Origin of the sequence: Porphyromonas somerae DSM 23386 (assembly GCF_000372405.1) — a bacterium.
GTDB classification, from domain to species: Bacteria; Bacteroidota; Bacteroidia; order Bacteroidales; family Porphyromonadaceae; genus Porphyromonas_A; species Porphyromonas_A somerae.
Map to the genome: position 1 here is coordinate 1 of NZ_AQVC01000010.1, position 25583 is coordinate 25583.

22 protein-coding genes are annotated in these 25583 nt (G+C 44.9%); 1 reads left to right on the plus strand and 21 read right to left on the minus strand.

What is annotated here, in order from left to right:
• Positions 1-281 precede the first annotated feature (281 nt).
• The 20 genes from A3GK_RS0102835 to A3GK_RS0102930 form a co-directional block, all read right to left on the minus strand.
• Complete coding sequence (locus tag A3GK_RS0102835; protein WP_018027977.1) at positions 282-1985, minus strand: sensor histidine kinase; 1704 nt, start codon at positions 1983-1985, stop codon at positions 282-284.
• Between the two features lie 12 nt (positions 1986-1997).
• The gene (locus A3GK_RS0102840) at positions 1998-2699 is read right to left on the minus strand and encodes a response regulator transcription factor (protein WP_018027978.1); all 702 of its coding nucleotides are present in this window, start codon (positions 2697-2699) and stop codon (positions 1998-2000) included.
• The gene (locus A3GK_RS0102845) at positions 2683-3387 is read right to left on the minus strand and encodes a phosphate signaling complex PhoU family protein (RefSeq protein WP_018027979.1); all 705 of its coding nucleotides are present in this window, start codon (positions 3385-3387) and stop codon (positions 2683-2685) included. Before A3GK_RS0102845 ends, A3GK_RS0102840 begins: the two co-directional genes overlap by 17 nt.
• A 14-nt stretch (positions 3388-3401) precedes the next feature.
• On the minus strand, positions 3402-4241 hold the full coding sequence (gene pstB, locus A3GK_RS0102850; protein ID WP_018027980.1) for a phosphate ABC transporter ATP-binding protein PstB: 840 nt from the start codon (positions 4239-4241) through the stop codon (positions 3402-3404).
• 7 nt (positions 4242-4248) lie between these two features.
• Positions 4249-5091, minus strand: a complete 843-nt coding sequence (gene pstA / locus A3GK_RS0102855; protein WP_018027981.1) for a phosphate ABC transporter permease PstA — start codon at positions 5089-5091, stop codon at positions 4249-4251.
• Positions 5092-5105: 14 nt separating this feature from the next.
• On the minus strand, positions 5106-5957 hold the full coding sequence (pstC, locus tag A3GK_RS0102860) for a phosphate ABC transporter permease subunit PstC (protein ID WP_026161671.1): 852 nt from the start codon (positions 5955-5957) through the stop codon (positions 5106-5108).
• 61 nt (positions 5958-6018) lie between these two features.
• Positions 6019-7086 (minus strand): phosphate ABC transporter substrate-binding protein PstS, encoded by a 1068-nt coding sequence (gene pstS, locus A3GK_RS0102865; RefSeq protein ID WP_018027983.1) that lies wholly within the window; start codon positions 7084-7086, stop codon positions 6019-6021.
• A gap of 215 nt (positions 7087-7301) precedes the next feature.
• Positions 7302-8777, minus strand: a complete 1476-nt coding sequence (gene cls / locus A3GK_RS0102870; RefSeq protein WP_018027984.1) for a cardiolipin synthase — start codon at positions 8775-8777, stop codon at positions 7302-7304.
• A 242-nt stretch (positions 8778-9019) separates the two neighbouring features.
• Entirely contained in the window at positions 9020-9469 is a 450-nt protein-coding gene (locus A3GK_RS0102875; RefSeq protein ID WP_021903543.1) for an ATP synthase subunit C, read from the minus strand.
• A 58-nt stretch (positions 9470-9527) separates the two neighbouring features.
• Positions 9528-11387, minus strand: a complete 1860-nt coding sequence (locus tag A3GK_RS0102880; protein ID WP_026161673.1) for a V-type ATP synthase subunit I — start codon at positions 11385-11387, stop codon at positions 9528-9530.
• Positions 11384-12001: a V-type ATP synthase subunit D gene (locus A3GK_RS0102885; RefSeq protein ID WP_018027987.1), complete on the minus strand. Its 618-nt coding sequence runs from the start codon at positions 11999-12001 to the stop codon at positions 11384-11386. Before A3GK_RS0102885 ends, A3GK_RS0102880 begins: the two co-directional genes overlap by 4 nt.
• Before the next feature lie 22 nt (positions 12002-12023).
• Positions 12024-13352, minus strand: a complete 1329-nt coding sequence (locus A3GK_RS0102890) for a V-type ATP synthase subunit B (protein WP_018027988.1) — start codon at positions 13350-13352, stop codon at positions 12024-12026.
• A gap of 26 nt (positions 13353-13378) precedes the next feature.
• Entirely contained in the window at positions 13379-15145 is a 1767-nt protein-coding gene (locus A3GK_RS0102895; RefSeq protein WP_018027989.1) for a V-type ATP synthase subunit A, read from the minus strand.
• Positions 15146-15169: 24 nt separating this feature from the next.
• Positions 15170-16138 (minus strand): DUF2764 family protein, encoded by a 969-nt coding sequence (locus tag A3GK_RS0102900; RefSeq protein WP_040575900.1) that lies wholly within the window; start codon positions 16136-16138, stop codon positions 15170-15172.
• Positions 16139-16160: 22 nt separating this feature from the next.
• Positions 16161-16775, minus strand: a complete 615-nt coding sequence (locus A3GK_RS0102905; protein WP_018027991.1) for a hypothetical protein — start codon at positions 16773-16775, stop codon at positions 16161-16163.
• Between the two features lie 165 nt (positions 16776-16940).
• Entirely contained in the window at positions 16941-17795 is an 855-nt protein-coding gene (locus A3GK_RS10960; RefSeq protein WP_081605306.1) for a DUF4296 domain-containing protein, read from the minus strand.
• On the minus strand, positions 17782-18462 hold the full coding sequence (locus A3GK_RS0102915; protein WP_018027993.1) for a lipoprotein signal peptidase: 681 nt from the start codon (positions 18460-18462) through the stop codon (positions 17782-17784). The genes A3GK_RS10960 and A3GK_RS0102915 overlap by 14 nt, the downstream gene beginning before the upstream one ends.
• A gap of 32 nt (positions 18463-18494) precedes the next feature.
• Positions 18495-18872: a TraR/DksA family transcriptional regulator gene (locus A3GK_RS0102920; protein ID WP_018027994.1), complete on the minus strand. Its 378-nt coding sequence runs from the start codon at positions 18870-18872 to the stop codon at positions 18495-18497.
• Between the two features lie 30 nt (positions 18873-18902).
• A complete protein-coding gene (gene ileS / locus A3GK_RS0102925; RefSeq protein WP_018027995.1) occupies positions 18903-22307 on the minus strand; it encodes an isoleucine--tRNA ligase in 3405 nt (1134 codons plus the stop codon).
• Between the two features lie 369 nt (positions 22308-22676).
• The gene (locus A3GK_RS0102930) at positions 22677-23072 is read right to left on the minus strand and encodes a rhodanese-like domain-containing protein (RefSeq protein WP_026161675.1); all 396 of its coding nucleotides are present in this window, start codon (positions 23070-23072) and stop codon (positions 22677-22679) included.
• 721 nt (positions 23073-23793) lie between these two features.
• Here A3GK_RS0102930 and A3GK_RS11400 point away from each other — a divergent pair.
• A complete protein-coding gene (locus A3GK_RS11400; RefSeq protein WP_155799416.1) occupies positions 23794-23949 on the plus strand; it encodes a hypothetical protein in 156 nt (51 codons plus the stop codon).
• Between the two features lie 448 nt (positions 23950-24397).
• Here A3GK_RS11400 and A3GK_RS0102935 read toward each other — a convergent pair whose 3' ends face one another.
• Positions 24398-25561 carry a glycosyltransferase gene (locus tag A3GK_RS0102935; RefSeq protein ID WP_018027997.1) on the minus strand — a complete coding sequence of 388 codons (1164 nt, stop codon included), beginning with the start codon at positions 25559-25561 and terminating at the stop codon, positions 24398-24400.
• Positions 25562-25583: the final 22 nt, after the last annotated feature.

Below are 25583 nucleotides of genomic sequence, written 5' to 3' on the forward strand. Positions count from 1 at the left end.
TGGGGACTACGCAAACTTGGTGTCTGCAACGACTTAGCCAAGCTTACATCCTACTGCGGAGACCGCTACGAATGGGTGGTGAGACGTACATGCGTGGTACGAGCTATATCGAAAGATGTACTTGCCCGCAGAGGCCTTGTAAGTTGTTTGGACTACTATGCGATTAGACACTCTTTGAAAACGAATTAAACCGCCGTATGCCGAACGGCACGTACGGTGGTGTGAGAGGGAAGGAAACGAAAGTAGGTCAGAAAACTTTCGTTTCCCGACCTACTCGATTCCTATTTATGGAGATTGAATAAGATCTCCAGTCCTCCAGATGAATGAATACGCGCTTCTACCTCTCCACCATGTAGTAGGATAGAATTCTTTACGATACTCAATCCTAGGCCAGTACCTCCGCTTTCTCGAGTTCGTCCCTCATCCACACGATAGAATCGCTCAAAGATGCGGCTAAGTTGCTTTTCATCTACTCCCTTACCAGTATCGTAGTAGCTAAAGAAGAGATGATTTTCATCTTGATGATAGCAATTAATCACCATTTCAATCCCCTCTCCGGCATATCTCAAGGAGTTCTCCACCAAGTTTTGGAATATTGAATAGAGGAGTGATTCATTTCCCTTTACCTGAAGATCCTCAGGCAGATTGTTTTGCAATTTATCACCTTTCTCATTGATCTTAGTGAGGAAAGCAACTCTTACCTCCTCCACAATCTGGTGAAGCGAAACTGTACTGAATTCAAATGCCCTAGTAGGCTCATCTAGCTTAGTCAGCAATCCGATATCCTTCATCAAATCACTAAGTCTAAGAGTTTGGTCGTACGCCTTTTCAATAAAGTGCTTTTGCTTATCTTCGGGAAGCTCCATAAAGTTAAGCGTCTCAAGGTACCCTCTTATAGAGGTTAATGGCGTACGTATCTCATGCATAATATTACTGGTCATCTCCTGCTTCAGCTGCCGATTCTTTTCCTGTTCAGTAATATCCTCAATAGTAATTTCAAAACTACCATACTCCGATTTAAGAGCCTTCACCTCGTAAGTCTTCCCCCCTTTAGGGATCAGAATTGATATGTGCTGCTCCTCAGACTTATCCTCAATAAAATGCTTTATCGGTAGCATCAAAGGGTCTTCGATCAGTTCGCCTGCATCAGTAATAGGGTTACTAGCCAGCAAATTGGCATATTGAATAAAGTGAGCATTGGCATATTCTACACTGTGCGCCATATTAAAGAGAGCGATCCCGATATGCGAGAGCTTAAAGTGTTGAATGAGTCTTTCTTTAGCATTTTCAATCTTATGCCTTGCATCCTCTTTTTGTCTTAGTATCCTCAAGAGTTGCTCCGACACATCGTCCAACTCAGTCTCCCCCACATCTATATCTTGCTCATAATCGCCATCAGCTATCTGCTTAGTCAGCTTATTGAGCTGCGTCAGCATCCGATCATATCGCTTTGTAAGTAGATATACAAAGAGGGCCATCAACAAAAAGAAAGTGATAGAGACATAGATAAATACTCGGCTCGACTTGAGTTTTTGCTGTAGCTCTAAATCATAAGGAAGCGCTGTGCGGACATAGTGATCGTCATAATAAGTGGCATAGTACAAAAAATCTCTATCCATTGTAGCTGACTTTCGCTTAGCTACACCATGCTTATTAAAGCGCGCTTCTCTTAGCTCTGGTCGTTTATCATGATTTTCCATCCCCGATACATTGCCAGCTTCATTATCCATTAGGACTTTCCCGTCATTGGCAATAATAGTGATCCTTAACTCATCTGGGAGGTCCGATACGAGTGAGTCCAGGTGACCAAGGTCAAAGGATTTACTGATCAGCTCATTATAGCTATCCAACTTTGAGGTAAGTAGATTAAGTCTATACTGTGCCTCACTCCGCTGCTGTACTACCACCAAAGAAGTAGCGAAAAGAGCAGTGACTAAGATAATCCACCCAAATAATCGCCGTGTAAATTTAGTTTGTAACTTCATAATTATAGGTCATTAATTTGCACTAAAGGTATAGCCAAAGCCTACTCTATTCACGATACATCCCGCATATTCTCCGAGCTTCTTGCGTAATCTGGCAATATGCACATCCACAGTACGCTCTAGTACAAGGCTATTATCTGGCCATACACTATCCAAGATTTCAGCTCTTGAAAAGATCCTCCCTTCACTTGTCACGAGCAACTTGAGGATATCATATTCCGTTTTTGTCACTTCAATGACACCTTCAGGCGTAGAGACTTCCATTGCATTCAAATCAATAGTAATTGCCCCTTTATGCAAAATGCCGTGGTTCTTTTCACTTGGATTATCTTGCCGGTGGCTATAGGTCCTGCTAAGAACGCTATGTACTCTAGCAATCAACTCCTTAATTGAAAAAGGCTTTTTGATATAATCATCTCCTCCTATCGAAAAGCCTGTCAGCATGTCATTTTCAGTATCCTTGGCAGTGAGGAATATGATTGGGATCTGATTTCCCTGCTTGCGAATATAGTCAGCCATCTTAAAGCCCGACATTCCTCCCATCATCACATCTAGGATAATCAAGCAAAAGGTCTCGTCTAGCATCTCCATAGCCTCCTCTGCTGAGGAAGCGGTGACCACCTCATACCCCTCATACTCTAGATTAAATTGTAGAATATCGGTAATATCCACCTCGTCATCAACGACAAGAATTTTCTTAGCTTTCTCCATCATTAACATGTCTTATATCACTTCCCTTCACCAGATAAATAGTCGACTCAGCTATGTTGGTAGCACTATCTCCGCATCGCTCCAGATTATGCCCCACTCCCTCTAGGTTTAGCAATACCTGCACATCGTTTTCTTGTAGTTCGACGTGAGAAAAAAGCTTACATAGCAGTGCTCTCAAGCTATGGTACATCTCATCCATTACTTCATCACTACCAATCACCTCCACAGCAGTTTCATACGATTCATTTGTAAAAGACATCACTGCATTTCGCACCATCTGAGTGACATGATCCGTCATCTGAATAATCAAACCTCTCACCTCATAAAGGCGAGTATCACTCATCGGTAATTCTCTCACAAATCTAATGATATTAAGTGTCATATCCCCAATTCGTTCAAGGTTAGTAGTCAGATCCTGATAAGCAATAATCCGCCTTAGGTCCTCAGCTACAGGCGAAAACTTGAATATCGAAAAGGCTACCTCCTCCCTAATTTTCACCTCCAGGCGATCAATAATGATTTCATTAGATAGAGCCTCTTCATAAAGTGCCTGAGTTTTCGGTTCATCAAATAGCTGCTTCAAGATAGTCAGCTGCAGTATTGTGTTTTTTGAGATCAGCTCAAATTGATTACGTAGGATCTGCAGCTGCAACTCCTTAATTCTATTAGAATAAAGATTATTCATCATCATAAATGGCAATGATATTAACTAAATACACCTGTTAGATACGCCTCCGTCTCCTTGTGCTTCGGATTCGTAAACATTTGGTCAGTATTTCCATACTCAATTAGCTCCCCTAAATACATAAATACTGACTTATCCGACAATCTAGCAGCCTGACTCATATTGTGAGTCACAATGACAATCGTATATTGTTCTTTTAGCTCCATAATTAGCTCCTCAACTCTATTAGTAGAGATTGGATCCAAAGCAGATGTCGGCTCATCCATTAAGAGCACTTCAGGCCTTAGAGCAAGAGCTCTAGCGATACAGAGTCTCTGCTGCTGACCTCCAGAGAGAAAAGAGCCACGCTTCTTCATAGAGTCCTTCACCTCATCCCAAAGAGCTACACTCTCAAGGCTTGTCTGTACGATCTCCTCCTTCTCCTCTTTAGAGAGCTTGATCCCATTCAGCTTATATCCAGCCAATACATTATCCTCAATAGACATCGTTGGGAATGGATTGGGGCGCTGAAATACCATACCAGCTCTACGGCGTGCAATCATCGGATCCATAGCAAGCATATCTTCACCCTCGATAAGGATTTCACCCTCCACCTTAATATCGGGATACAGATCATGCATTCTATTAATAGCCCGTAGCAAGGTACTCTTTCCACAGCCACTTGGTCCCATTATAGCAGTTACGAGGTTTTTGTAAATCGTCAAGTTGACATTCTTAATCGCTTTTTTCTCTGGACAATATGATACTGATAGGTCCTTTACTTCTATGATTGGGGACAGCTCTTTACCTGTGGCACCATCTCTTGAAAGCACCTCAGGGGAGACCGGTCTATTGGTTACTTTTATTTCATTCATATTCATCAAAAACTTATATCCTCCATTTTGCTGCCACAGACTTCGCGAGAAGGTTCATTCCTAAGATCAAAAGCAATAGCAAGAGCGACGACGACCAAACTAAGTCAGCCAAAATAGGGTTACTGTAAAACTCCCAAATAAGTAAGCTTATTGCACTCATCGGACGAGTTAAATCAAAGTGGACATAGGTGGCACCAAGAGCGGTCACCATCAGAGGAGCTGTCTCGCCCATTACACGAGATATTGCCAAAAGGATCCCAGTAAAAATACTGCCAAACGCACTAGGGACCACAACGGTAAACATGACCTTCGTATAAGAGCCACCCAAAGCCAGACCCGCCTCTTTTAATGTTCCTGGCACCATCCTCAACCCCTCCTCTGTACTGCGAATAATCATCGGGATCATCATAAACCCTAAGGCAACCCCTCCAGCCACAGCACTATAAGTATGCATAGTTTTAACCACTAGCATATAGACCACAATTCCCCAAACGATACTCGGAACACCTTGTAAAATATCGGTCAGAGTACGAACTACATTGGCAAGCTTAGCATCCTGCTTTTCGGATAAAAAGATACCAGTAAAGAGGCCTAAAGGAATGGAAAGGACTGTCGCAATCAAAAGCATCACAAAGGTCCCTATAATACCATTCAAAATGCCTGAAGGAGTAGACTGAGTAAATAGGTCAATATTGAAATGGCTCCAACCCTTCACCACCAAGTCAATCAAGATAGAGAGAAGCGGAATAGCAGTGAGTAGGCTAAAGACAATCACTACTACATAAGCTGTTCGGCTAAGTGTCTGTCGCCGCTTTGGACTTCCTGTTCGCTTTGAAATGACGTCAATGCTTTTCATTTATGGATCCCTTGCTATTTTCTATTAATACGATTCACGATTCCCTTTGCGATGAGATTAATCAGCGCTGTAATCAAAAAGAGCAGAAAACCGATGGCAAAGAGAGCACTCAGCTTTACTCCCGACGCTTCTCCAAATTGATTGGCGATTACACTAGCCATCGTATCACCTGTATCCCTAAGACTTAGCGGTACTCCACTCGTGTTACCGATCAACATGGTGACCGCCATAGTCTCGCCTAAGGCACGCCCAAAAGCTAAAATGTAAGCAGCGAATATACCACTACCCGCTACAGGTACACTAATGTTTCTAATAACCTCTAGCCTAGTGGCCCCCAAGCTATAAGCTCCTTCCTTCAAATCCCTAGGTATCATACCAATAAATTCGGCACTTAGTGAAGAGGCATAAGGGATGATCATGATAGCTAATACAATTGAGGCGAGAAGTACACCAAACCCTTGTGCATTGACATTCAGTATGATCAGAATTGGGCGAACAGTATAAAAGCCCCATAGTCCATACACAATTGAGGGAATACCAGCAAGCAAATCTACTATTGCACTTACTATGGTAGCCACCGTCTTGCCCCTAAAGTATTCACCTGTAAATAGTGCCACACTAAGAGAGAAAGGGATGCAGAATAATAGCGCTAGCAATGAAGTAAGCAATGTGCCAGTAATAAAAGGAAGGGCTCCAAACGACCGTGATCGATCCGACCATTCAGTAGAGGTCATAAAATCAATCAGACCAAACTCCTTAATAGCAGGTAAGCTCTCAGAGGTAAGTGCATAGAGGATTCCTCCTGCAATGAGTATCACCCCTACTCCAGATACTAGTAGCAGAAGATCAAATAGCTTATCTCTCATATTAGCCATTAATGCCAAGTGGTCAGTAATTAGAAAAGACTAATACACTGACCACTTTATTTTACTGCTTTATAGTAATATTCTTTACCAATTGACCATCGTAAGTCATGCTATTGATTACATTGATAGCATTCATACGAGCCACTTCAGGCAGAGGAGAGAAGTAGTTTTTTCTAGCACTTGCTGCACCATTATCCCCTACAATGTAAAGCAAGAAATTTTGAAGTGCTTTAGCCTGCTCAATAGTTCTATTATTGTAAGCTTGCTCTTTATAAACTATAATCCAGGTAAATGTGCTGATCGGGTAAGCACCTGCTTGTGGAGAATTGGAGATAACCATACGCGTATCAGCAGGCATATCAGTGGTATTGGCACTGATAGAAATCGTCTCCATATTGGCCTCCACATATTCACCTTGTGAGTTAAGCATCTTGGCAGAAGGGATATCTTGTGCCAATGCATACTCAGACCCTAGATAACCAATAGCACCCACAGTTTGAGAAATCACCCCTGCTACCCCAGGATTACCCTTTGCAGCAATACCTTTACTAAAGTCCACCGATTTTCCCGCTCCGATAGTGGTTCGCCAAGTCTCATCTACTTCGCTCATAAATCCAGTGAATACAGCAGTCGTGCCACTACCTTCACTACGATACACAGGGGTAATAGCTTGGTCGGGCAAGTTAATGCCAGGATTTATTGATGCAATCAGAGGATCATTCCAATTGGTCACTTCACCAGTGTATATTTTAGTCACCAATTCAGGAGTCATATTAAGTTGATCAACTTGTGGTAGATTATACCCCATCACCACCCCACCAATACAAGTAGGGATATGCAGTATCTCAGGCATAGCACCCATCTCCTTATCACTCAGAAATACATCGGTCCCGCCAAAGTCTACAGTCAAGTCCTGCAGATTTCGGATACCCGCACCACTACCAGTAGCACCATAGCTTACACGTATGCCATACTCATCACCAAATTGCTTAGTGATGTCTTTATAAAAAAACTCAGGGAATGTGGCGCCTGCTCCACTCAGTGTTACCTCTTTATTGCCACACGAACTTGCTAGTAACATCACAAGTATTAGGAGTACACTAGTCTCTACACATCTCTTTAGCTTCATACCATTTTTCTAAAAACAATTGTTATACAAGGGCGAGTGGACTAACTGCCTAACCCTACCACCTATTTCACCGCAAAGGTAGCATATAGTAATTGCAGAGAAATTACGAGCGTGTTACATTCTTGTTACGACAATAGGAGAGAAGAGAATATTGCACGAATTGGCATTCTCACATAGATAAACTGACGATAAAAAAGAATGCTCTCACTAAGAGATTAAAGCAGAGGAGAAAACAGTCTAAATATCGACTGCAAAAATCTTAAACCTATCTTGCGCTTCCTCCACTGATACGAATCAATAGGTACGCAATGAGTTTCAAGATTGCTTTTAATCGATTGCTCCAGCAATTGGGTAAATTGCTCATTATAGATAATAGATGTCAGCTCAAAGTTGAACTCCATGCTTCTAAAGTCCATATTAGCAGAACCAATATAAGAAATCCTACCATCCACTGTCATCAGCTTAGAGTGGTTGAACTCCCCATTGAAACGATGAATCTTCACCCCCGCTTCTAGTAGATTAGCATAATAAGATTGTGAGGCATACTTCACTAGCAGAGCATCACTATTCCAAGGTAGCACCAAGTGCACCTCCACCCCACTCAGTGCAGCACCGATCAACGCTTTATTAAGGCTATCAGTAGGCAAAAAGTAAGGTGTTTCAATATATATGTGCTTCTTAGCCTCATAGATACTTCTACTCCATGCTTGCAAGAGCGTTCTAAACTTATTGGTCGGGCCACTCGAAAAAGTCTGCATCCCCACATTGCGGACTTTAATCGCCGACTGATACGCTACAGAAAGATTAACACTCGGGATCTGAAGCTCTTCAGTAGGATTAAGGTAGTAATCTCTACTAAGAGCGATCTTACTTGCAAATCTCCAATCACTCATAAAGGCCGATGCCAGACCATTCACAGCCATACCAGTTACTCTAAAATGAGTATCCAGCCATCGCCCTTTCTTATTACCTATCGTGTAGTGATCCGCAATATTCATCCCCCCTATATACCCTATATTACCATCAATCACGACTACCTTACGGTGATTACGGTAGTTGATGTCGCTACGAAGAGAAGGCATCACAACCTTCAGAAACTGCCGAAACTCAATCCCAGCATCCGTCATCCGCCTATAGAATGACCTTCTAGCCCTAAAACTTCCCACGTAATCACACATCACACGTACCTTTACTCCCGCCCTAGCCTTTTCAATCAAGGCATCAGCCACACGTGTGCCAGTGTGATCATCAAGAAAGATATAGTACTCCACGTGAATAAATCGGCGGGCATTTCGAATATCCTCAAGTAGCGAATCCACCTTATCCACCCCACTTCTAAAGATCGCTACCTCATCCGCTCTCAAAATTCGAGCACTAGTTTCATACTCAACCATATCCCTAAGGAGTCGATACTCACTTTGCTCAGCGGGTAGCTCTTCAGAGATATTAGATGAGGTAGGAGTACTACTTAGATCAAAGCTATCATACGCATGCTTTTGGATTTTCTTTAGATGCCACTGCTCACGACCAAAGAGTAGATACAATACCACCCCAAGTCCTGGCAATAAGGTCAAGACCAGCACCCAGCTGAGCGCTTTATGAGGGTTGCGATTCTCTAATAGAATGACACAAATCAATCCTATAATGATAAGGACCAGTATTCCACTAAATATGTAGCCCCATGAAATCATAATACCAGCTCTCGATTTTAGTTGTTTTATAAGGTTTCCTAAAGGTACCAATATTTTATGATGTAAAAAACTATACAAAGGCTTTCCATTTTCAACTCAATATATGAACTCTCTACAATAGATACTCTTTAATAGATGAACAAAGAAGATTTACGATGAAGGGGGGAGAGCGTGGGAAAAATAAGATCCCTCACTTGTCAAAAGGCAAGTGAGGGATCTATAATTATTGTGATGCTCTAAGATTAGATTGTACCTAGAACCAATATGCTCACCAAGAGTGATAGGATGGAGTATAGCTCAGGGAACACAGCCATCACCATAGTTGCGGCGAATACATCGTGACCATCAGCTGTTGCTGCGATACCATTGGCAAGGATACGTCCCTGTCTATTGGCAGAAGCGACTCCTACAATACCAAGAAGCAGTCCAAGGATGAGTATTCCAATAGCGGTTTGGAACGTCATCTCAGGAGTAATCTTACTAACTGCAAAGAAGTAGCCGATAAATCCATAAAGACCCTGTGAAGAGGGAAGAGCAGAAAGACCGATATACTTACCCATTTGGGTAGGGTCTTTACGCATTGCTCCGATCACCGCTTGACCTGTGTAAAAAAGTCCGTACGCACTACCAATACCGCTGACACCTACCATCATAAAGATGCCGAGGTATGCTAAGATTAAGTTTAATTCCATAAGAAGTTGTTTGTCTTAGTTGTATATAAATTCTTTTGTTGTTTCTCAATTATCCCACTTACTCTTCATTTGATTTGATCTCTCGAAGAGGATTATAAGCTTTTCCGCCTCCTTCGTATTGGGAGTTATTAAAATACTCCACAAATATCAATCGTATAGGGTGTACCAGTGCTCCAATCGTAGTCAGTGCAAAGTTGATGCCATGACCAATCAGGAGAATAACAGCTCCAATAGGTATTGCTAGGAATATTGGCAACCCAGCAGTGGCCATCCCAGCTAGTTGGTTAAAGACGCCACCTAGCACAGCTCCCGTAAGTCCGATAGCAAATAGGCGGATATAGGAGAGGGTATCTCCCAATAGACCAGTTGCCGCATTGTACGTATCCCACAATCCAGCCCCAAAGTTGACGAATATGTTTTTGCCAGGGCTATTATAGAAGAGGACAAGCAGTACACAGATCCCTACAAAGCCATACAATACATACTCTAGCCACTGAGGTAGGGTAATATCGACCATAGGCAACCCAAAGAGCAACCCTGCAGCAATAATCAGCGTAGGCCATGCATACGAAGAGAGGGCACGCTTAAATCCCACTTGCTTAGTACGCTTGAGTGCTCCGATATACTTAGCAAAGATAATCTGTATCACACCGAGTGCCAGTGAGATCACCATCATATTCTCGGACGAGATGAAGTACTCCTTAATAGAGGCGAGGAAAGGTACTTTGACCAGCTCAATGCCGAAGAAAGAGCCACTCAAAAATCCCATTACTAGTCCACCAATTCCTAGCCATTGAATCAGTTCTAGAAGCATCTTCTTGGACTCCTTAGCCTTACGCTTCAAGATGGTAGCCACAATAAAGGTGAGCAAACCATAGCCGGCATCTCCAAAGCAGATACCAAAAAAGATCATAAAGAATGGAGCAATATAGGGAGTTGGGTCGAGCTCTCCATAATTAGGCAGAGAAAATAGCTCCACTATTGGCTCAAAAGCTTGAGCAAAGCGATTATTATGCAACTTGATTGGCACTTCGCTCTCATCACCTACCTCCAGTTCAGTAAAGGCAACGCCACTATCCTGAAGGTTTTGCTCCATCTCCTTAGCAATTCTTTCAGGCACCCACCCTTCAAGGATCACCAACTTATCGCCATAAAGCCGCTCTCCTTGAAGATTGGCATTGCTCAGATTGTAAGTGTTAAGCAGCGTTGCCATCTCCTCGTCAAGGACCTCTGGATGATAAGCTAAATACTTTTGGGTATTCTCCAGTAACTGCTTCTTTTCGTGTAGCAATTCCTCATCATGCCTCAGATGGCTGAGACTCTCCTTTGGTAGCTTCTGAAGATCTGCACCCTCTAATGTAGGAGGTGCCTCTGTAGGAGAAACCGTAACGAAGTATATATATCGCCCTTGGTCAGCTATTTTAATAGCTTGATATGCTTCTTCCCACGCTGGGTCATAGCTATTTTGCTGAGCCACCCAAAAGTGGAGGTGATGACCTGACTCACGTAGCTTGGCAATGAGCTTAAGATCAAAGTCGCCCCAGACCTCTAACTCTTTCTGTTTTTGCTCAACTACTATCAACTGATCGGACAGCTCCTGTAGCTTGTCAAGGGTCTCCTTATAGCTCTCAGTATAGAGGGTATATTCCTCTAGCACCTCCTTAGGGAGCTGGTCGTGAGCAATATCATCTCTCGTCTCCCCTTCTGCTAATGGATGACCATTGCGGAAGGTAGTGAGCCGTTGCTTGAGTTGCTTGATATCCTCCTGCTTCTGTAGATTTTGAGCAAAAGAGGCTATCTCCTTTGGATTGGTACGCTCCTTAATGTGTACCACTCCAAGTGCACGTAGTTGCTTCAGAAAAGATTGGTATTCTGGCTCGTAAACAAAGTAGGAATACCGCTTCATTGTTTCAATCATAGCTCTTCTCCTTTCCTTTCTTTAGCTTTTTCCTCTATATTGGCTCGCATTATCTTTTGTGACGCCTTAGAGAGTGACTCCTCATCCTCTAAGTAGCGCTTGATTTTGCGAATAGCATCTTGGTATCCAGGTATCTGCACCTTCTCAAAGAGATTAACCTTTTGAGTGGTCTTCCTACGAGCATGATCCAGCAAGTCTAGCTTGATGCGTCCGACCTCTGCTTCTATCCCAATAGTCGCCATGGATTTAATGAGCTGTGTCCCCTCCATAAACCACGATGGAGTAGTCAACAGACTAAATGGGTGCACTTCAAAGTCAATCTCTCCAAGCTCTGGTATCTGCACGCCCGCAAATCGCTTGATATGGATTTCCACATCATTCACTTGGACTATAGAGGGATCGAACTCATTCCAAAGGGCTACCATACTATCAAAGCTCTGCATACTCTCCTCCAGTTTCCGCTCCATCGCTTCCACATGGTCTTTGGTTCGCTTCACCTCCATTCGGAGGGCACTCTCCTTACTCTTAATGGTAGGGAGAGCTCTTTCACGAACCTTAAGTTGCTTGCGTTGCTCTTGCAGTGAGGTCTTATTGTATTGAAATTTTATAGCCATTATCTCTATCTCCTAAGAGCCCTTATTGAGCACTATTAGGCCAATACTTATCTACAAACTCTTGGCGGATATTCACCTCGGCAGGTGTAAAGTGCTCTGCAAAGAGTGACCAAGCAGTATCAAGCATCTCTGTAGTATCAATATTGACATCGATAGAAAGCAAATTTCTTGAGTACTCTCGAGCAAAGGCTAGAGCCCGCTGGTCATAATCGGTAAGGTCAAATCCATTCTCCTGCTTTGTCTGTGCATTGGCCGCATCAGCATATAGTCGCACAGAGGCATTCATCACTTGTGGATGATCCTCTCTTGTCTTTTTTCCAATCACCAATTGCTTAAGTCGCGACAAGCTTCTGAATGGGTCCACAATCACCTTACCTACATCGCTATCATGTCTTAGATAGAGCTGACCCTCAGTGATATATCCAGTGTTATCTGGCACAGCATGGGTAATATCTCCACCTGATAGAGTAGTGACAGCAATAATAGTGATAGAACCACCGTCGGGGAATTGCACCGCTTTCTCGTAGATCTTAGCAAGGTCAGAATAGAGAGAGCCTGGCATAGAGTCCTTGGATGGGATCTGGTCCATCTTATTAGAGACGATTGCCAAGGCATCGGCGTAGTTACTCATATCAGTAAGAAGCACCAGTACTTTTTCTTTTTTCTCTACTGCAAAGTACTCAGCAGCAGTCAGAGCCATATCAGGGATCAATAGTCGCTCAACTGATGGATCCTCAGTGGTATTGACGAAACTCACGATACGGTCAAGGGCACCAGCATTCTGGAACGTATTACGGAAGTAGAGGTAGTCATCATTGGTCAGACCCATACCTCCGAGGATGATCTTATCAGACTCCGCACGCATCGCCACCGTAGCCATAACTTGGTTGTAAGGCTGGTCGGGGTCGGCAAAGAATGGAATCTTTTGACCCGTCACAAGGGAGTTGTTGAGGTCGATACCTGAAATACCAGTAGCGATTAACTCCGAAGGTTGCTCACGTCTAACAGGGTTGACAGATGGGCCACCAATCTCTACTTCACGCCCCTCCACCTCAGGTCCGCCATCGATGGGCTCGCCATAGGCATTGAAGAAACGCCCAGCAAGCTGCTCACTCACTTTTAGAGCAGGAGCGTGACCTAGAAATATCACCTCAGCATTGGTAGGGATATCTTCTGTTCCTCTAAATATCTGAAGGGTTACCTCATCACCATATATTCGTACCACCTGAGCTAGCTTGCCATTAACAAGAGCCAACTCATCAAATCCGACATCCTTAGCATTGAGGGTACAGGTTGCTTTGGTGATTTTAGTCACCTTGGTATATATCTTCTGAAAAGCTGTTGTTGCCATACTTTTACTATCTCTTTCAAAAAGTTTTACTCTGCTCCCTCTTCACTTTGGTTGGCTACCAATTGGTTCGCCTCCGCCAAGTACTTCTCAAATTGCTCACTCTTATACTCAGAGTAGTTCATCTGCTTCAGCAGGTTGATTAATCGCTTAAAGAAGTCAGAGACCTCTTCAAAGTTGTCAAAGGCAAAGTTCTTAGCACAGATGCCCATCACTAGCCTCATCATAAATCCCTGACGCTCAAGGGGAGTAATCTGGTCGATATCGTCGAATGCATCTTGCTGGTAGATGATAAAGTCAATCAACTCCGACTTCCAGAAGGTCTCGTGGTGGTCTAATGGCACACCATCATCGCCCAAGATATTGATTTGCTCAGCCACTTCACGACCTCTCAGCATACGTCGTTTTGCCTCTTCTACAAGGTCAAGCCAACCCTCACCAGCACGCTTAGATATATCCTCTCTAAACTCTGGATACTCTATGTACTTAGAGTAACTCTCAATAGGATTGACAGCAGGGTAACGCTTACGGTCGGCACGGTCCTGCTCAAGAGCATAGAAGCAACGAGCCACCTTTTGGGTATTCTCCGTCACAGGCTCCTTTAGGTTACCACCCGCAGGGGAAACAGTACCAATAAAGGTGATGGATCCAGTCTTGCCATTATTAAGGTAAACAAAGCCGGCACGTGCGTAGAAGTTGGCGATGATAGCCGAAAGGTCCATAGGGAATCCATCAGGTCCCGGAAGCTCCTCTAGTCGATTGGACATCTCACGGAGTGCTTGTGCCCATCGTGAAGTAGAGTCAGCCATAAGAAGTACTTTCAGCCCCATGCTTCTATAATACTCTGCCATGGTCATAGCGGTGTATACTGAAGCCTCACGTGCAGCCACAGGCATATTGGAGGTATTGGCGACGATGATGGTACGCTCCATCAACTTACGACCTGTATGAGGATCCTCTAGCTCAGGGAACTCCTTAAATATCTCCACCACCTCATTGGCACGCTCACCACAGGCTGCCATAATCACGATATCTGCCTCGGCCTGTTTAGAGATTGCGTGCTGAAGCACCGTCTTTCCTGTACCAAATGCACCAGGGATAAATCCTGTACCTCCCTCCACAATTGGATTCATAGTATCGATCACACGCACCCCAGTCTCGAGCAGCCTAAAAGGTCTTGGCTTCTCTTGATAGGCATTATTGGCTTTCTTTACTGGCCAACGCTGTACCATCGTCACATCATGGTCGTTGCCATCAGCATCCTGAAGTACAGCAATCACGTGATCTACATTGTACTCCCCTTCGGGGACAATGCTCTTCACAGTGTAGCTCCCTTCAAAAACGAAAGGCACCATAATCTTGTGGGGCTGGAAGTTCTCATCTACCTCCCCTAACCAACTAGCGGCTTCCACACTATCTCCCACTTTGGCAAGTGGCTTAAAAGCCCAAAGCTTCACCCGATCCAGAGGGTCGGTATACTGACCACGACTCAGGAAGACTCCTTCCATCTTATCGAGGTCATTTTGAAGACCATCATAATTCTTAGATAGCATACCTGGACCTAGCTGTACTTCCAACATATGTTGCTCGAAAGTAGCTATATCACCCACACGCATACCACGCGTGCTCTCAAATACTTGCACAATGGCATGATTTCCCTCCACCTTAATTACCTCTGCCATCAGGTCACGCCCTTTCACTGTCACGTAGCAGATCTCATTTTGTGCTACTGGGCCGTCTGCGAGGATGGTCACGAGGTTGGAGACCACTCCTATCACCTTGCCGGTTGTTTTCATTTGTATCTTGTGTTTATTTATCTATCAACTTTCGTGTGTGTGCTTTACATCTATTCTCTTCGCCTTAGCTACCTGCTTAAGTTCCCTTTTGAAGTCCTGCATCTCCTCTCTAAATTCACCATTAAGAGTGGCTACAATAGTCTTGAAGCGTTGCTCGCCTTGAACCTTATCAAGCTTCTCCCAACGCTCAAGTATCTGAAGCTTCAGCAGATAGGTGAGCATTGCATTGATTGAGAAAATGTCTGTAAAGGTTACCTCATCTAGCAGGCCCCACTTGTATTCATCAATTCTCTCTTCTCTGATAGCCAAGTCCTTCTCATCGGCGATCCTACGCATTGCATCAACCATCTCTACCTCTGGCAAGTAGGCAATTTCATGCCAATTGCCCTCTCGTAAGAGCTGATGAAGCGGACGCGTACCAAGAATATATTGCTCCCTTTTTAGCTTGAATTGGTCAGCAGTTATTGCCGCAAATATGGCTGCGATATCATATTCCAAAGCAAACCACTTGCGTAAAAAACTATTGCCATGCTTCTGAATATAGTCGGCATATCCCATCAAAAGTAGATCGCTATAAAAATAGGACTGATTGACCCCCTCCATCTGCTCCTTAAGGTAGGTAGTAACGAAGTCAATCATATATTGGGGATAGACGCCTTTAGGTAGTCGAGGGTACTCAAGCTCTTGGTAAATGGTCACTGCATTACGCTCTGCCTCTAATCGCTTACTTATCGAGTCAATCAAAGTCCTCAATTTCTCCTCACCAAGTACATACAGTTTACCCTCCTCTTCAGTTGCGGAACTATCACGAAGGAGTTGCAAAAGGAGGGCGTTGTCTTCTCTTAAGAGGAGCAACTCCACCTGTCGGCGATCTCGCTTGGTTGCCTGCTTTAGGAGGATATCTACAAAGTCTTTACTGGTGAGGGCATGATTGCGATAGTCGCCCTTTTTGAGCATCGGAAGTTGAGCCCCTAGTGTATAGTATTCACTCATGGTCTGTCCTTCTTCAATCAGGTTACGCGTTCTTCTCTCCCCCAAATAAGATTTCACGCATACGTGGACGCATAAATTCTGTGAAGTACTTCGTAAATGCCTCTTTGCTTACATTTATCTTGTAGTCTGCCCCCTCTGGAGAGATATCAAAGTTAGCTACCTTACCAGCCACCTCCTTAATCGTTACTCCATTATCAAGCACCTCTTTGGCCTTAGATCGGATATAGCTCTCCAATGCCTCTGCATCGCTAGTGGTGATCTCTACCCCCTTTGAGTTATCATTAAGGGTCTGCTTAGCCATTTCCAATACCACCTGATATAGAGACTCAGGCTTAGCAAAAGTCTCATCAATGGCTGCTTTGACCGCCTTACTATTAACTAGGTCGGTAATCTTGAGGAGAAGAGACTCCTCTGCGCCATTAACCATATTCTTCACCTCAGTAACAGATTGTTTCCTGATTTGCTCTGCTTCTGCTGTGGCATTGGCTATAATGGCTTTGGCTTTTTCTTCCGCCTTCTCCACCACTGCTTTGCTCGAACGCTCAGCATTAGCTACGATTTGACCTGCTTCGGCATCAGCTTTAGCTACGCCATCCTTGTAAATCTTCTCGGCTAACTCTTGAATTTTATTGTCCATAAACTACTTATTATCTCTTCCGTCGCTATTATAGGTTATCAGAGCTATAAACTCTGCGATTTTCAAAGCTACAAATAAAATCTTTTACTACCAACGATATTTGCCATTAAAAGGTATATTTTGTCATATCATCAATAGAAAGGTAGATCGAACCAGTGCTATTAATTACTCAGACGACTCCAGTTCTTCCATCGTCTCTGCAGGAAGAGCCTCATCGTACAAAGGCTCCTCATCCTTTGCCTCATCTGACTCTTCACTGGATGGCTCTTCCCTCTTCTTTACTAAGGATAGTTGCTGAAGATAGAGTGGTTGTTTGCTTTTTTGCAAACGTAAAAAGAGGGTAAAGCGAGGATTTGGGGGCAGACTATCGGGTAGAAGTAATCTGCTCTCCAGACGAAGCGAATTAGTTAACAATGAGGTTGATATTTGCGTACCTTTTATTTTGTGAAACCGATACCCATCTTGATTTACGATCAGCAACTGCACTTCTATATCAAGCGTATCAGGTAACTCCCCCACCCCTATTGCACTCCAGAGCAGTGAGTCTGAGGGCTGTAGATCCTCACTATTGTATATAGACTGAGTATAAATAAACAGTCTCTCCTTAGCAGGAATGTAGAGCCGTTTGTCTGTGGACCAAAAGCTCTCCCCCGGCTCAAACCGCACTCTATATTTATGTATAGAGTCGGTAAGAAAAGTATCCACCACGGCTTTTGAAGCCTCCAATTCGGCATTGATTTGCGTATAGATGTCGGATAATTTGTGGGCATTGGCAGAGTACCAGACGAATGAAGAGTCGTACTCGGCACGAGTCACCCCATGCTTCTTAAACACCCCTTCGTAGGATGAAATTGCAATAGAGTCCGAGTAATTATTCTGCTGTAAGTAAGCCTCAGTGAGAATCAGATCCTTAGTGATGGCTCTCATTTTCTTCTCTCCTAAGACACCAAATGGCTTTTGGCACTGAGTCATTAGGAGCATCAGTAAAAGAAATATGGTGCCCAGTCTAAGCCTCTTCATCTTCTTTAGCGGCAACTTTATCCTCTTCCACACTCTTCGAACCGCCTAGCAGATGGCTAAATGAGTGGGCATAAAAAAGGATGAGACAGACAACCCCTACAGAGATGCAAGCATCCGCAAAGTTGAATATCGGTCTGAAGAATACCAATTCCTCTCCGCCCCAAAAAGGCATCCACTCTGGCCAAGTGGTATTGATGATAGGGAAGTAAAACATATCAACCACTTTGCCGTGAAGCCAATTGGCATATCCTCCTTCCTCGGGAAAGAGAGTAGCTATCTGTCCATAACTATGTGAGAATATCTTTCCATAGAAAATGGAGTCAATGATATTACCGACTGCACCTGAAAAGATAGCTACCATACAGAGTAGGAAACCAATAGAGTATCGACCCTTGATGATTTTAGCTACCAACCACGCAATGGCTACACTCGCCACTATGCGGAATATCGTGAGGAATAGCTTATCTATCACCTCCCAACCAAAAGCCATCCCTGGGTTTTCAGTAAAATAGAGGTAAAACCAATCGGTCACATGAATGCTCTCGCCAAGCATCAAGTGGGTTTTGATCCATATCTTGATAGCCTGGTCTATAAGTAGCAGTGCGAGAGCAAATAGAATAGCTATCCACGCACGCGACTTTGTAGTGTAGCGTGGATCTAAAGCCATAGTGGTTGAACGAACCATAAAAGACTTCCCTATTACTTATGTCCCGACTCCTTGGCCTCTATACTTAGTGTAGCGTGAGGCACAGCACGAAGCCGCTCCTTGGGGATAAGCTTTCCTGTGGCTCTACAGATCCCGTAAGTGCCATTCTCAATTCTCACAAGTGCCGCCTCAAGGTTTTTAATAAACTTCTGCTGCCTTGCTGCTTGGCTTGCAGTCTCCTGCTTTGAGAGGAGCATCGCACTCTCTGTAAGGTTTTTATACGTAGGAGTGGTATCGGTAATATCGTTACCATCATTCGTATCCAGCGTAGAGACTAGTAGGTCATAGTTGCGACGTGCCTTAGCTAGCTTCTTCTCTATTATCTCGCGGAATTCTTGTAGTTCCTCCGGACTGTAGCTATTCTTTTCCATATCTCTATCTCTATTCAAAACGTTCTTAACTTACTCAGCTTTATTAATCAGGATGGAGAGGCTCACCTCCTCATCTAGGTCTAGTGGCTCACCCTCATTATGGAGATCTCTCATCGTGATCTCCAAAGCTTGCACTTGGGTGGCGATATAGTCGTGATGAGCTTTGAGCACCTCCTCGATCTGACTATTATTCTCGAGTACAATATTTATCTTATCCGATACGTTGAAGTCCTTCGCCTTACGGATATTCTGAATTCTATTCACCAGCTCCCTTGCCAATCCCTCAAGTCGTAGTTCGGGAGTGATCGTCTCATCAAGTGCCACTGTAATGGCTCCCTCATTCTGTACCAGCCAACCTGGCACATCATCAGAGATCACCTCTACTTGGTCTAGGAGAATCTCCTTGCCAAGGTACTCCAACTTCCCATTATTCTGGAAGTCAATAATATCTTTATTCGACAACCCTCCGAGATAGGCAGCCACCTGCTTCATCTCCTTACCAAAGACAGGGCCAAGAGCCTTGAAGTTGGGCTTAATCTTACGCTGAACCACATCGGCCGAAGTATCGGCAAACACCAGTTCCTTTACATTCACCTCATTAAGGATCAGCTCCTTCACCCTGTCAATTGCTTCGCGTGCTACCGCATCGTCGGTAAGCACTAAAAACTTAGAGAGTGGCTGGCGTACCTTGATATCCATACGACGGCGAAGTGCGAGCACCATACTGCTGATTCGCTGTGCATAGTCCATCGACTCCTCTAGTCCCTTGTGGATCAGTGTTTCATTCGCTTCGGGGAAGGCCGTGAGATGAACCGATCTATCACCATTGGTAAGGTCACGATATAGGCGATCTGCATAGAAAGGCGACACTGGAGCGATAAGCTTCGCAACGGTCACCAGACAGTGGTATAAAGTTTGGTAAGCAGAGACTTTATCCTCGCTCATACCCCCACCCCAGAAGCGCTTACGTGCTAGTCGCACATACCAATTGCTCAATTGATCATTTACAAAGTCCGAGATCGCACGTGCTGCCTTAGTTGGTTCATAGTCGTCCAAGTCAGTAGTTACCTCCTTAATCAAACTATTGAGAGCCGAGATGATCCAGCGGTCTAGCTCCGGTCTCTTTTCGTAAGGAATAGCCTCACTCTCTGGGTCAAAATGGTCAATATTGGCATAGAGTGCAAAGAATGAATAGGTATTGAATAGAGTCCCGAAGAACTTACGCTGTACCTCGTCCACCCCATCCATATCAAAGCGGAGGTTATCCCATGGAGATGAGTTACTAATCATATACCATCGGAGCGGGTCAGATCCCTTCTCCTCAATCGCCCCAAATGGGTCAACGCCATTGCCTAGGCGCTTACTCATCTTATTGCCATTCTTATCCAATACCAATCCATTGGAGATGACATTCTTAAAGGCGACACTATCAAAAATCATCGTGCTGATGGCGTGGAGCGTAAAGAACCACCCACGAGTCTGATCCACTCCTTCGGCAATAAAGTCGGCCGGATAGAAGCCGTGGTCATCAATCAGCTCCTTATTTTCAAATGGGTAGTGCAATTGAGCATAAGGCATCGCACCAGAGTCAAACCAAACGTCAATGAGATCCTTCTCACGGTACATAGGCTGCCCTGAGGCACTCACCAGTACAATCTCATCTACATAAGGGCGGTGTAGCTCAATACTTCCATAATTGTCGCTACTATTATCGCCCACCACAAATCCAGCATAAGGGTTCTGCTTCATCAGCCCCTTAGCAACCGATTTATCTATCTCTTTTTTGAGCTCCTCTACCGAGCCAATACAGAGCTCCTCACGCCCATCTTCTGTCCTCCAAATTGGGAGCGGGGTGCCCCAGTAGCGGGAGCGGCTTAGGTTCCAATCCTGAAGATTCTGGAGCCACATACCAAAGCGGCCAGCCCCCGTACTTGCAGGCTTCCAATAAATCGTATTATTGAGCTCCTGCATACGCTCCTTAAGGGCGGTACTGCGGATAAACCAACTATCCAATGGGTAGTAAAGAATTGGCTTATCGGTACGCCAGCAATGAGGGTAGCTGTGGCTCTGCTTTTCAATCTTAAAGGCAAGCCCACGCTGCTTCAGCTGCATACAGATAGATATGTCGAGCGTCTCATCCTTATCGGTGAGCTGCTCATCGTAGCTATTCTTTACAAATCTACCCTCAAACTCTTGATAGGCCTTGGCATCCATCTTCTCACTTACGAAGTCAGGGTCTAGTTCCTCAAGGAGGAAGTACTTACCTTGTAGGTCCACCATTGGACGCTCTTTACCCTCCTTATCAAGTAGCATCAGAGCTGGCACCCCATGGGCATTCGCCACCTTTTGGTCATCAGCACCAAACGTAGGTGCAATGTGTACAATACCCGTACCATCTTCTGTCGATACGAAGTCACCAGTAATCACTCGATAAGCGCCCTTCCCAGGGTTTACCCAAGAGAAAAGTGGCTGGTACATCATTCCCTCTAGGTCACTGCCAGTATAGGTTTTGATTACTCGATAAGGCATCACTTTCGCCCCCTTTTCGGGCATCTCCATAGGTAGCTCCGCCCCTTCTGGGTTGAAGTATGCCGAGAGTAGTGGCTTCGCCAAAATAGCAGTCATCGGCTCTAATGAATAGGGGTTGTAGGTCTGTACAGCCACATATTCAATCTTTGGTCCTACAGCAAGCGCTGTATTACTTGGCAAAGTCCAAGGGGTGGTGGTCCAAGCGATAAAGTAAGCCGTGCCGTGTGCAGTCAGCTCTTTTGCAGGCTCTTTGATCTCAAACATCACCGTCGCCATCGTATCCTTGACATCTCGGTAAGTGCCTGGCTGATTCAGCTCGTGAGAACTAAGTCCAGTACCTGCAGCCGGCGAATAGGGCTGAATGGTGTACCCCTTGTAGAGCAATCCCTTCTCGTAGAGTTGCTTTAGTAGGTACCAGAGGGTCTCAATATAGCGATTGTCGTAGGTGATGTAGGGGTGATCCATATCCACCCAATAGCCCATCTTCTCCGTGAGGCTACGCCACTCAGCAGTGTACTTCATCACCTCCTCACGGCAAGCCTGATTGTACTCCTCTACACTGATTTTACTTCCGATATCGGCCTTGGTAATGTGCAGACGTTTCTCCACACCAAGCTCCACAGGTAGCCCATGGGTATCCCAGCCAGCTTTACGCTCTACTAGGTACCCCTTCATAGTCTTGTACCGACAAAATAGATCCTTGATAGTACGTGCCATGACGTGATGGATTCCCGGCATACCATTGGCGGAAGGAGGTCCTTCGTAAAAGATAAACCTAGGTGCCCCTGCTCTCTCAGCTAGGGAAGCCTTGAAAAGATCTTCAGCCTGCCACTTCGCAAGCATATCTTTATTGATATCTGATAAGTTCAGTCCGCTATGTTCGGCAAATCGTTTGTTGCTACCCATACAAGTTATCGTTATTTATAGATGGCTCTCGCCATCTTTTTACTCTTGATTTAATTAATGTGCAAATATACCTCTTTTCAATTAGATAGCCTTAGTACATTCCGAGAACTTATGGGTACGCATTAGAGTTGCAAATAAACTTTTCGCTCGTCCACCACGTCCGACTTGTCTGACCGTCCGACTTATCCGATCTGTCCGACTTGTCCGATCTGTCCGACTTGTCCGATAAGGCACCCCCCAATTAATCGCCCTCTAGTAAGGACCTCAAAGGTCCTTACCCCATAGCCTCCCCCCTACGAATACCATACGGTAAGGCCTTTCTAATGGCGTAACCCTAGCTCCATCTTGAGGGTACACACAATAATAGAGCTACTTCAAAACCGGATAGCCTGCATCTAACCACCCAAGTATACCGTCCTTGAGATTGACGATGCTGTAGCCCTCCTTTTCTAGTTCCTTGGCGGCCATCATACTCCTCTTGCCCGAACGACAGTAGAGATAAATTGGCTGACTCTTGTCTAGTCGCTCACTTACCTTTTTCGTAAAGCTTGGGCCCTGCACATCAATATTGATCGCAGACTCTAGATGCCCCTCGGCAAATTCTTCCGCAGTACGGACATCAAGAAGCTGTACCTCTGAAGCCCCGCTAATTCGTTCTTTGAATGTAGCAGAGTCCACCGTCACTATCTTTTGTGATGCTTGGCACGATCCAAAAAGCATTGCAAATATCCCCATAATGATACTGTAGTAAAGTATTCGTTTCATTTATATCTCTAACGTTATTATCATTTGCATGGTGTACACCTAACTACACAAACATACCAATAATTGCACAGACAACAGACAATTACCGCCCCACCCCGCTAGGGCAACGCATTAGAAGAGACTGTTGTATGAATGGTCAAATACAAGTTGTTGAATAATGGCGTAAGGACCTCGGTAGAGGTCCGTGTTAAATAGGCACAGGTCGGAGGGGCGTAGCCCCCGAACGACCTGTGTGTAAGAGCATATTTCCTACCTCAATGACCCCGGCTGAGAGGTCAGACCTAGATAAGGTTGTCCGACCCCTCAGCCGGGGTCGTAGGGGTGTTTTGCACATCGTTATACACAGGTCTTCGGCACTGCGTGACTTGACCTGTGCCTATTTAGCACGGACCTCTGCCGAGGTCCTCCCCTATAGACGCACCTATGAATGCAATACGGCAAGACCTTCCTAATGCGTAACTCCTGACGGTACCTACTACCTAGAAGGAATTGTCTCGAGTATATTGTAGGTTATTAATTAAAGAGAAGGCACCCCAAAAAGGAGATTATCACAAGAGCCCATTTATCAACGATTAAAGTAAAACCCCGGAGGGGTTTCATGGACTAATAACCCAAGCTTCCCCCTGAAGGCGAGCGTCAGCGAGCCTGAGGGTGAAGCTTGGGTAGCGATGTCACTATAATATCACACTACCCCGAAGGGGTTGCATATCCACAATAACCTATGGATACCAAAGTGCAACCCCTTCGGGGTAGTAGTTTGCGGTCTATTCCTCTTCCCAACCTTCTCCTCGCAGGTACGCTTCGCATACCAGCGAAGGGGAAGGCTGGGTTAATAGGCCATGGAAGCCCTTCGGGCTTCTATCATCACCCCTCTTAATAGGATCTGAAATAGATATTTGGTAGGACATCCATAGCACTTATTAAAACCACTGAAATCATTGACCTCTAAAAGTCATTCGGTGTTTTTATGGCATTCCGTTCAGTGTTTTTGTGGTGGTAGGTAGGAGAGTACACGAGGAAAAAAATAGAGATCGTTGCAAGAAGTTTTACGCCCTAGTTAGTAGAGCAATTGCCGAGATGCAACTAAGCAATTGCCGAGTTGCAACTAAGCATTTGCTTTGTTGCAACTAACCGATCGCTTAGTTGCAACTCGGCAAACTCCAAAATAGACTACTGATTATCAACCACTTACAAACACTCTCCCAACAGCCCACATTTCACCAGAATTCGGTATGACAAAATCGTCCTACGACGTCTTAGCCGATTTGAAGAAACTGTGTGAGAATTGCATGTCGTGCAATACTCTCAAAGGGGGGGGGCAAGGGTTATTTTCCGTTATGGCCAATGAGCTTTTTCTCCCTTAGTACTTCATAGCGGGGGATAATCTCGTCTCGTACCACTTCTGCCCAGGAGGAGCCAAGCTGTTGGGAGACGTGGTCGGCAACCTTATCAAGGTGTTGGCGGTTATTCACAAGTTCACGAATCTTATCGGCGTAGGCTTGTGGGGTACTCTCAGAGGTAAATCCATTCACGCCCTCCTCCACAAAGGTGGCACAGGTACTCTCTCGTAGCAGTAATGAGGGGGTGTGCATGGCAGCTGCTTCTCGAATCACATTGCCAAAGGTATCATAGAGTGAGGGGAAAAGGAAGAGGTCGGCAGCAGCGTAGTAGCTCATCAACTGTACGCGGTCTGATACCAAACCAGCAAACTTCACCTTCTCCCCTAGCCCGAGGGCGATTGTCTTCTCCTCAAACTGTTCTTTGGCATTGCCTGTCCCCACAAAGAGCATTCGAAATGGGAGGTCATCAAGCAGAGCCAAGCTATCCAAAATGAGGTCGATATTCTTATGTACAATGTGCTGGCCTACGAATAGGAAAAGGGGCATATCATCTGCCAGGCCTAGCTCATGGCGACATGAAACCCTTGCCGACTTCCAATCCACTCCAGCGGTCTCAATGCCCATTGGCACGATCTCAACTGGGCCGTAGTAACCATACTCAATCAGTGTCTTTTCGATAGAAGGGTCGGCGATCCACACCTCATCGGCACTGGTATAAAACTTTACGATCTTCTCTACCACAAGCTCGGTAATCCCTTCGCTCTTGGTGGCTTGGTAGATATCATCCCAATACTTGGAGTGAAATGTAGCGATGAAGGGGACCTTATTCTTTCGGGCTATCTTTCTGCCCAGTAGACCTACAGAGAATGGGCTATGACAGTGGACAATATCAAAGTCCATTCCCTTCACCTCCGAGAGCACAGGGCTAGGAAGTGTGGAAAAAGCATAGCCATAGGGCTTGCGATTACGCAATAATATAGTGGGCAATCGCTTTACGTCAAAGGGCTCCTGAAAGGGCTCGCCCTCCGCATTGGCAGTCACCACCGACAGATCTACACCGGCTTTATGTAACTCTAGTGCCGTATAATACTGCCCAACCCCTACCCCATCTATTGCGGGTGGAAAACTATCTACAAAAATACCCAACATAGTTACTTACATCGTTTTCAAA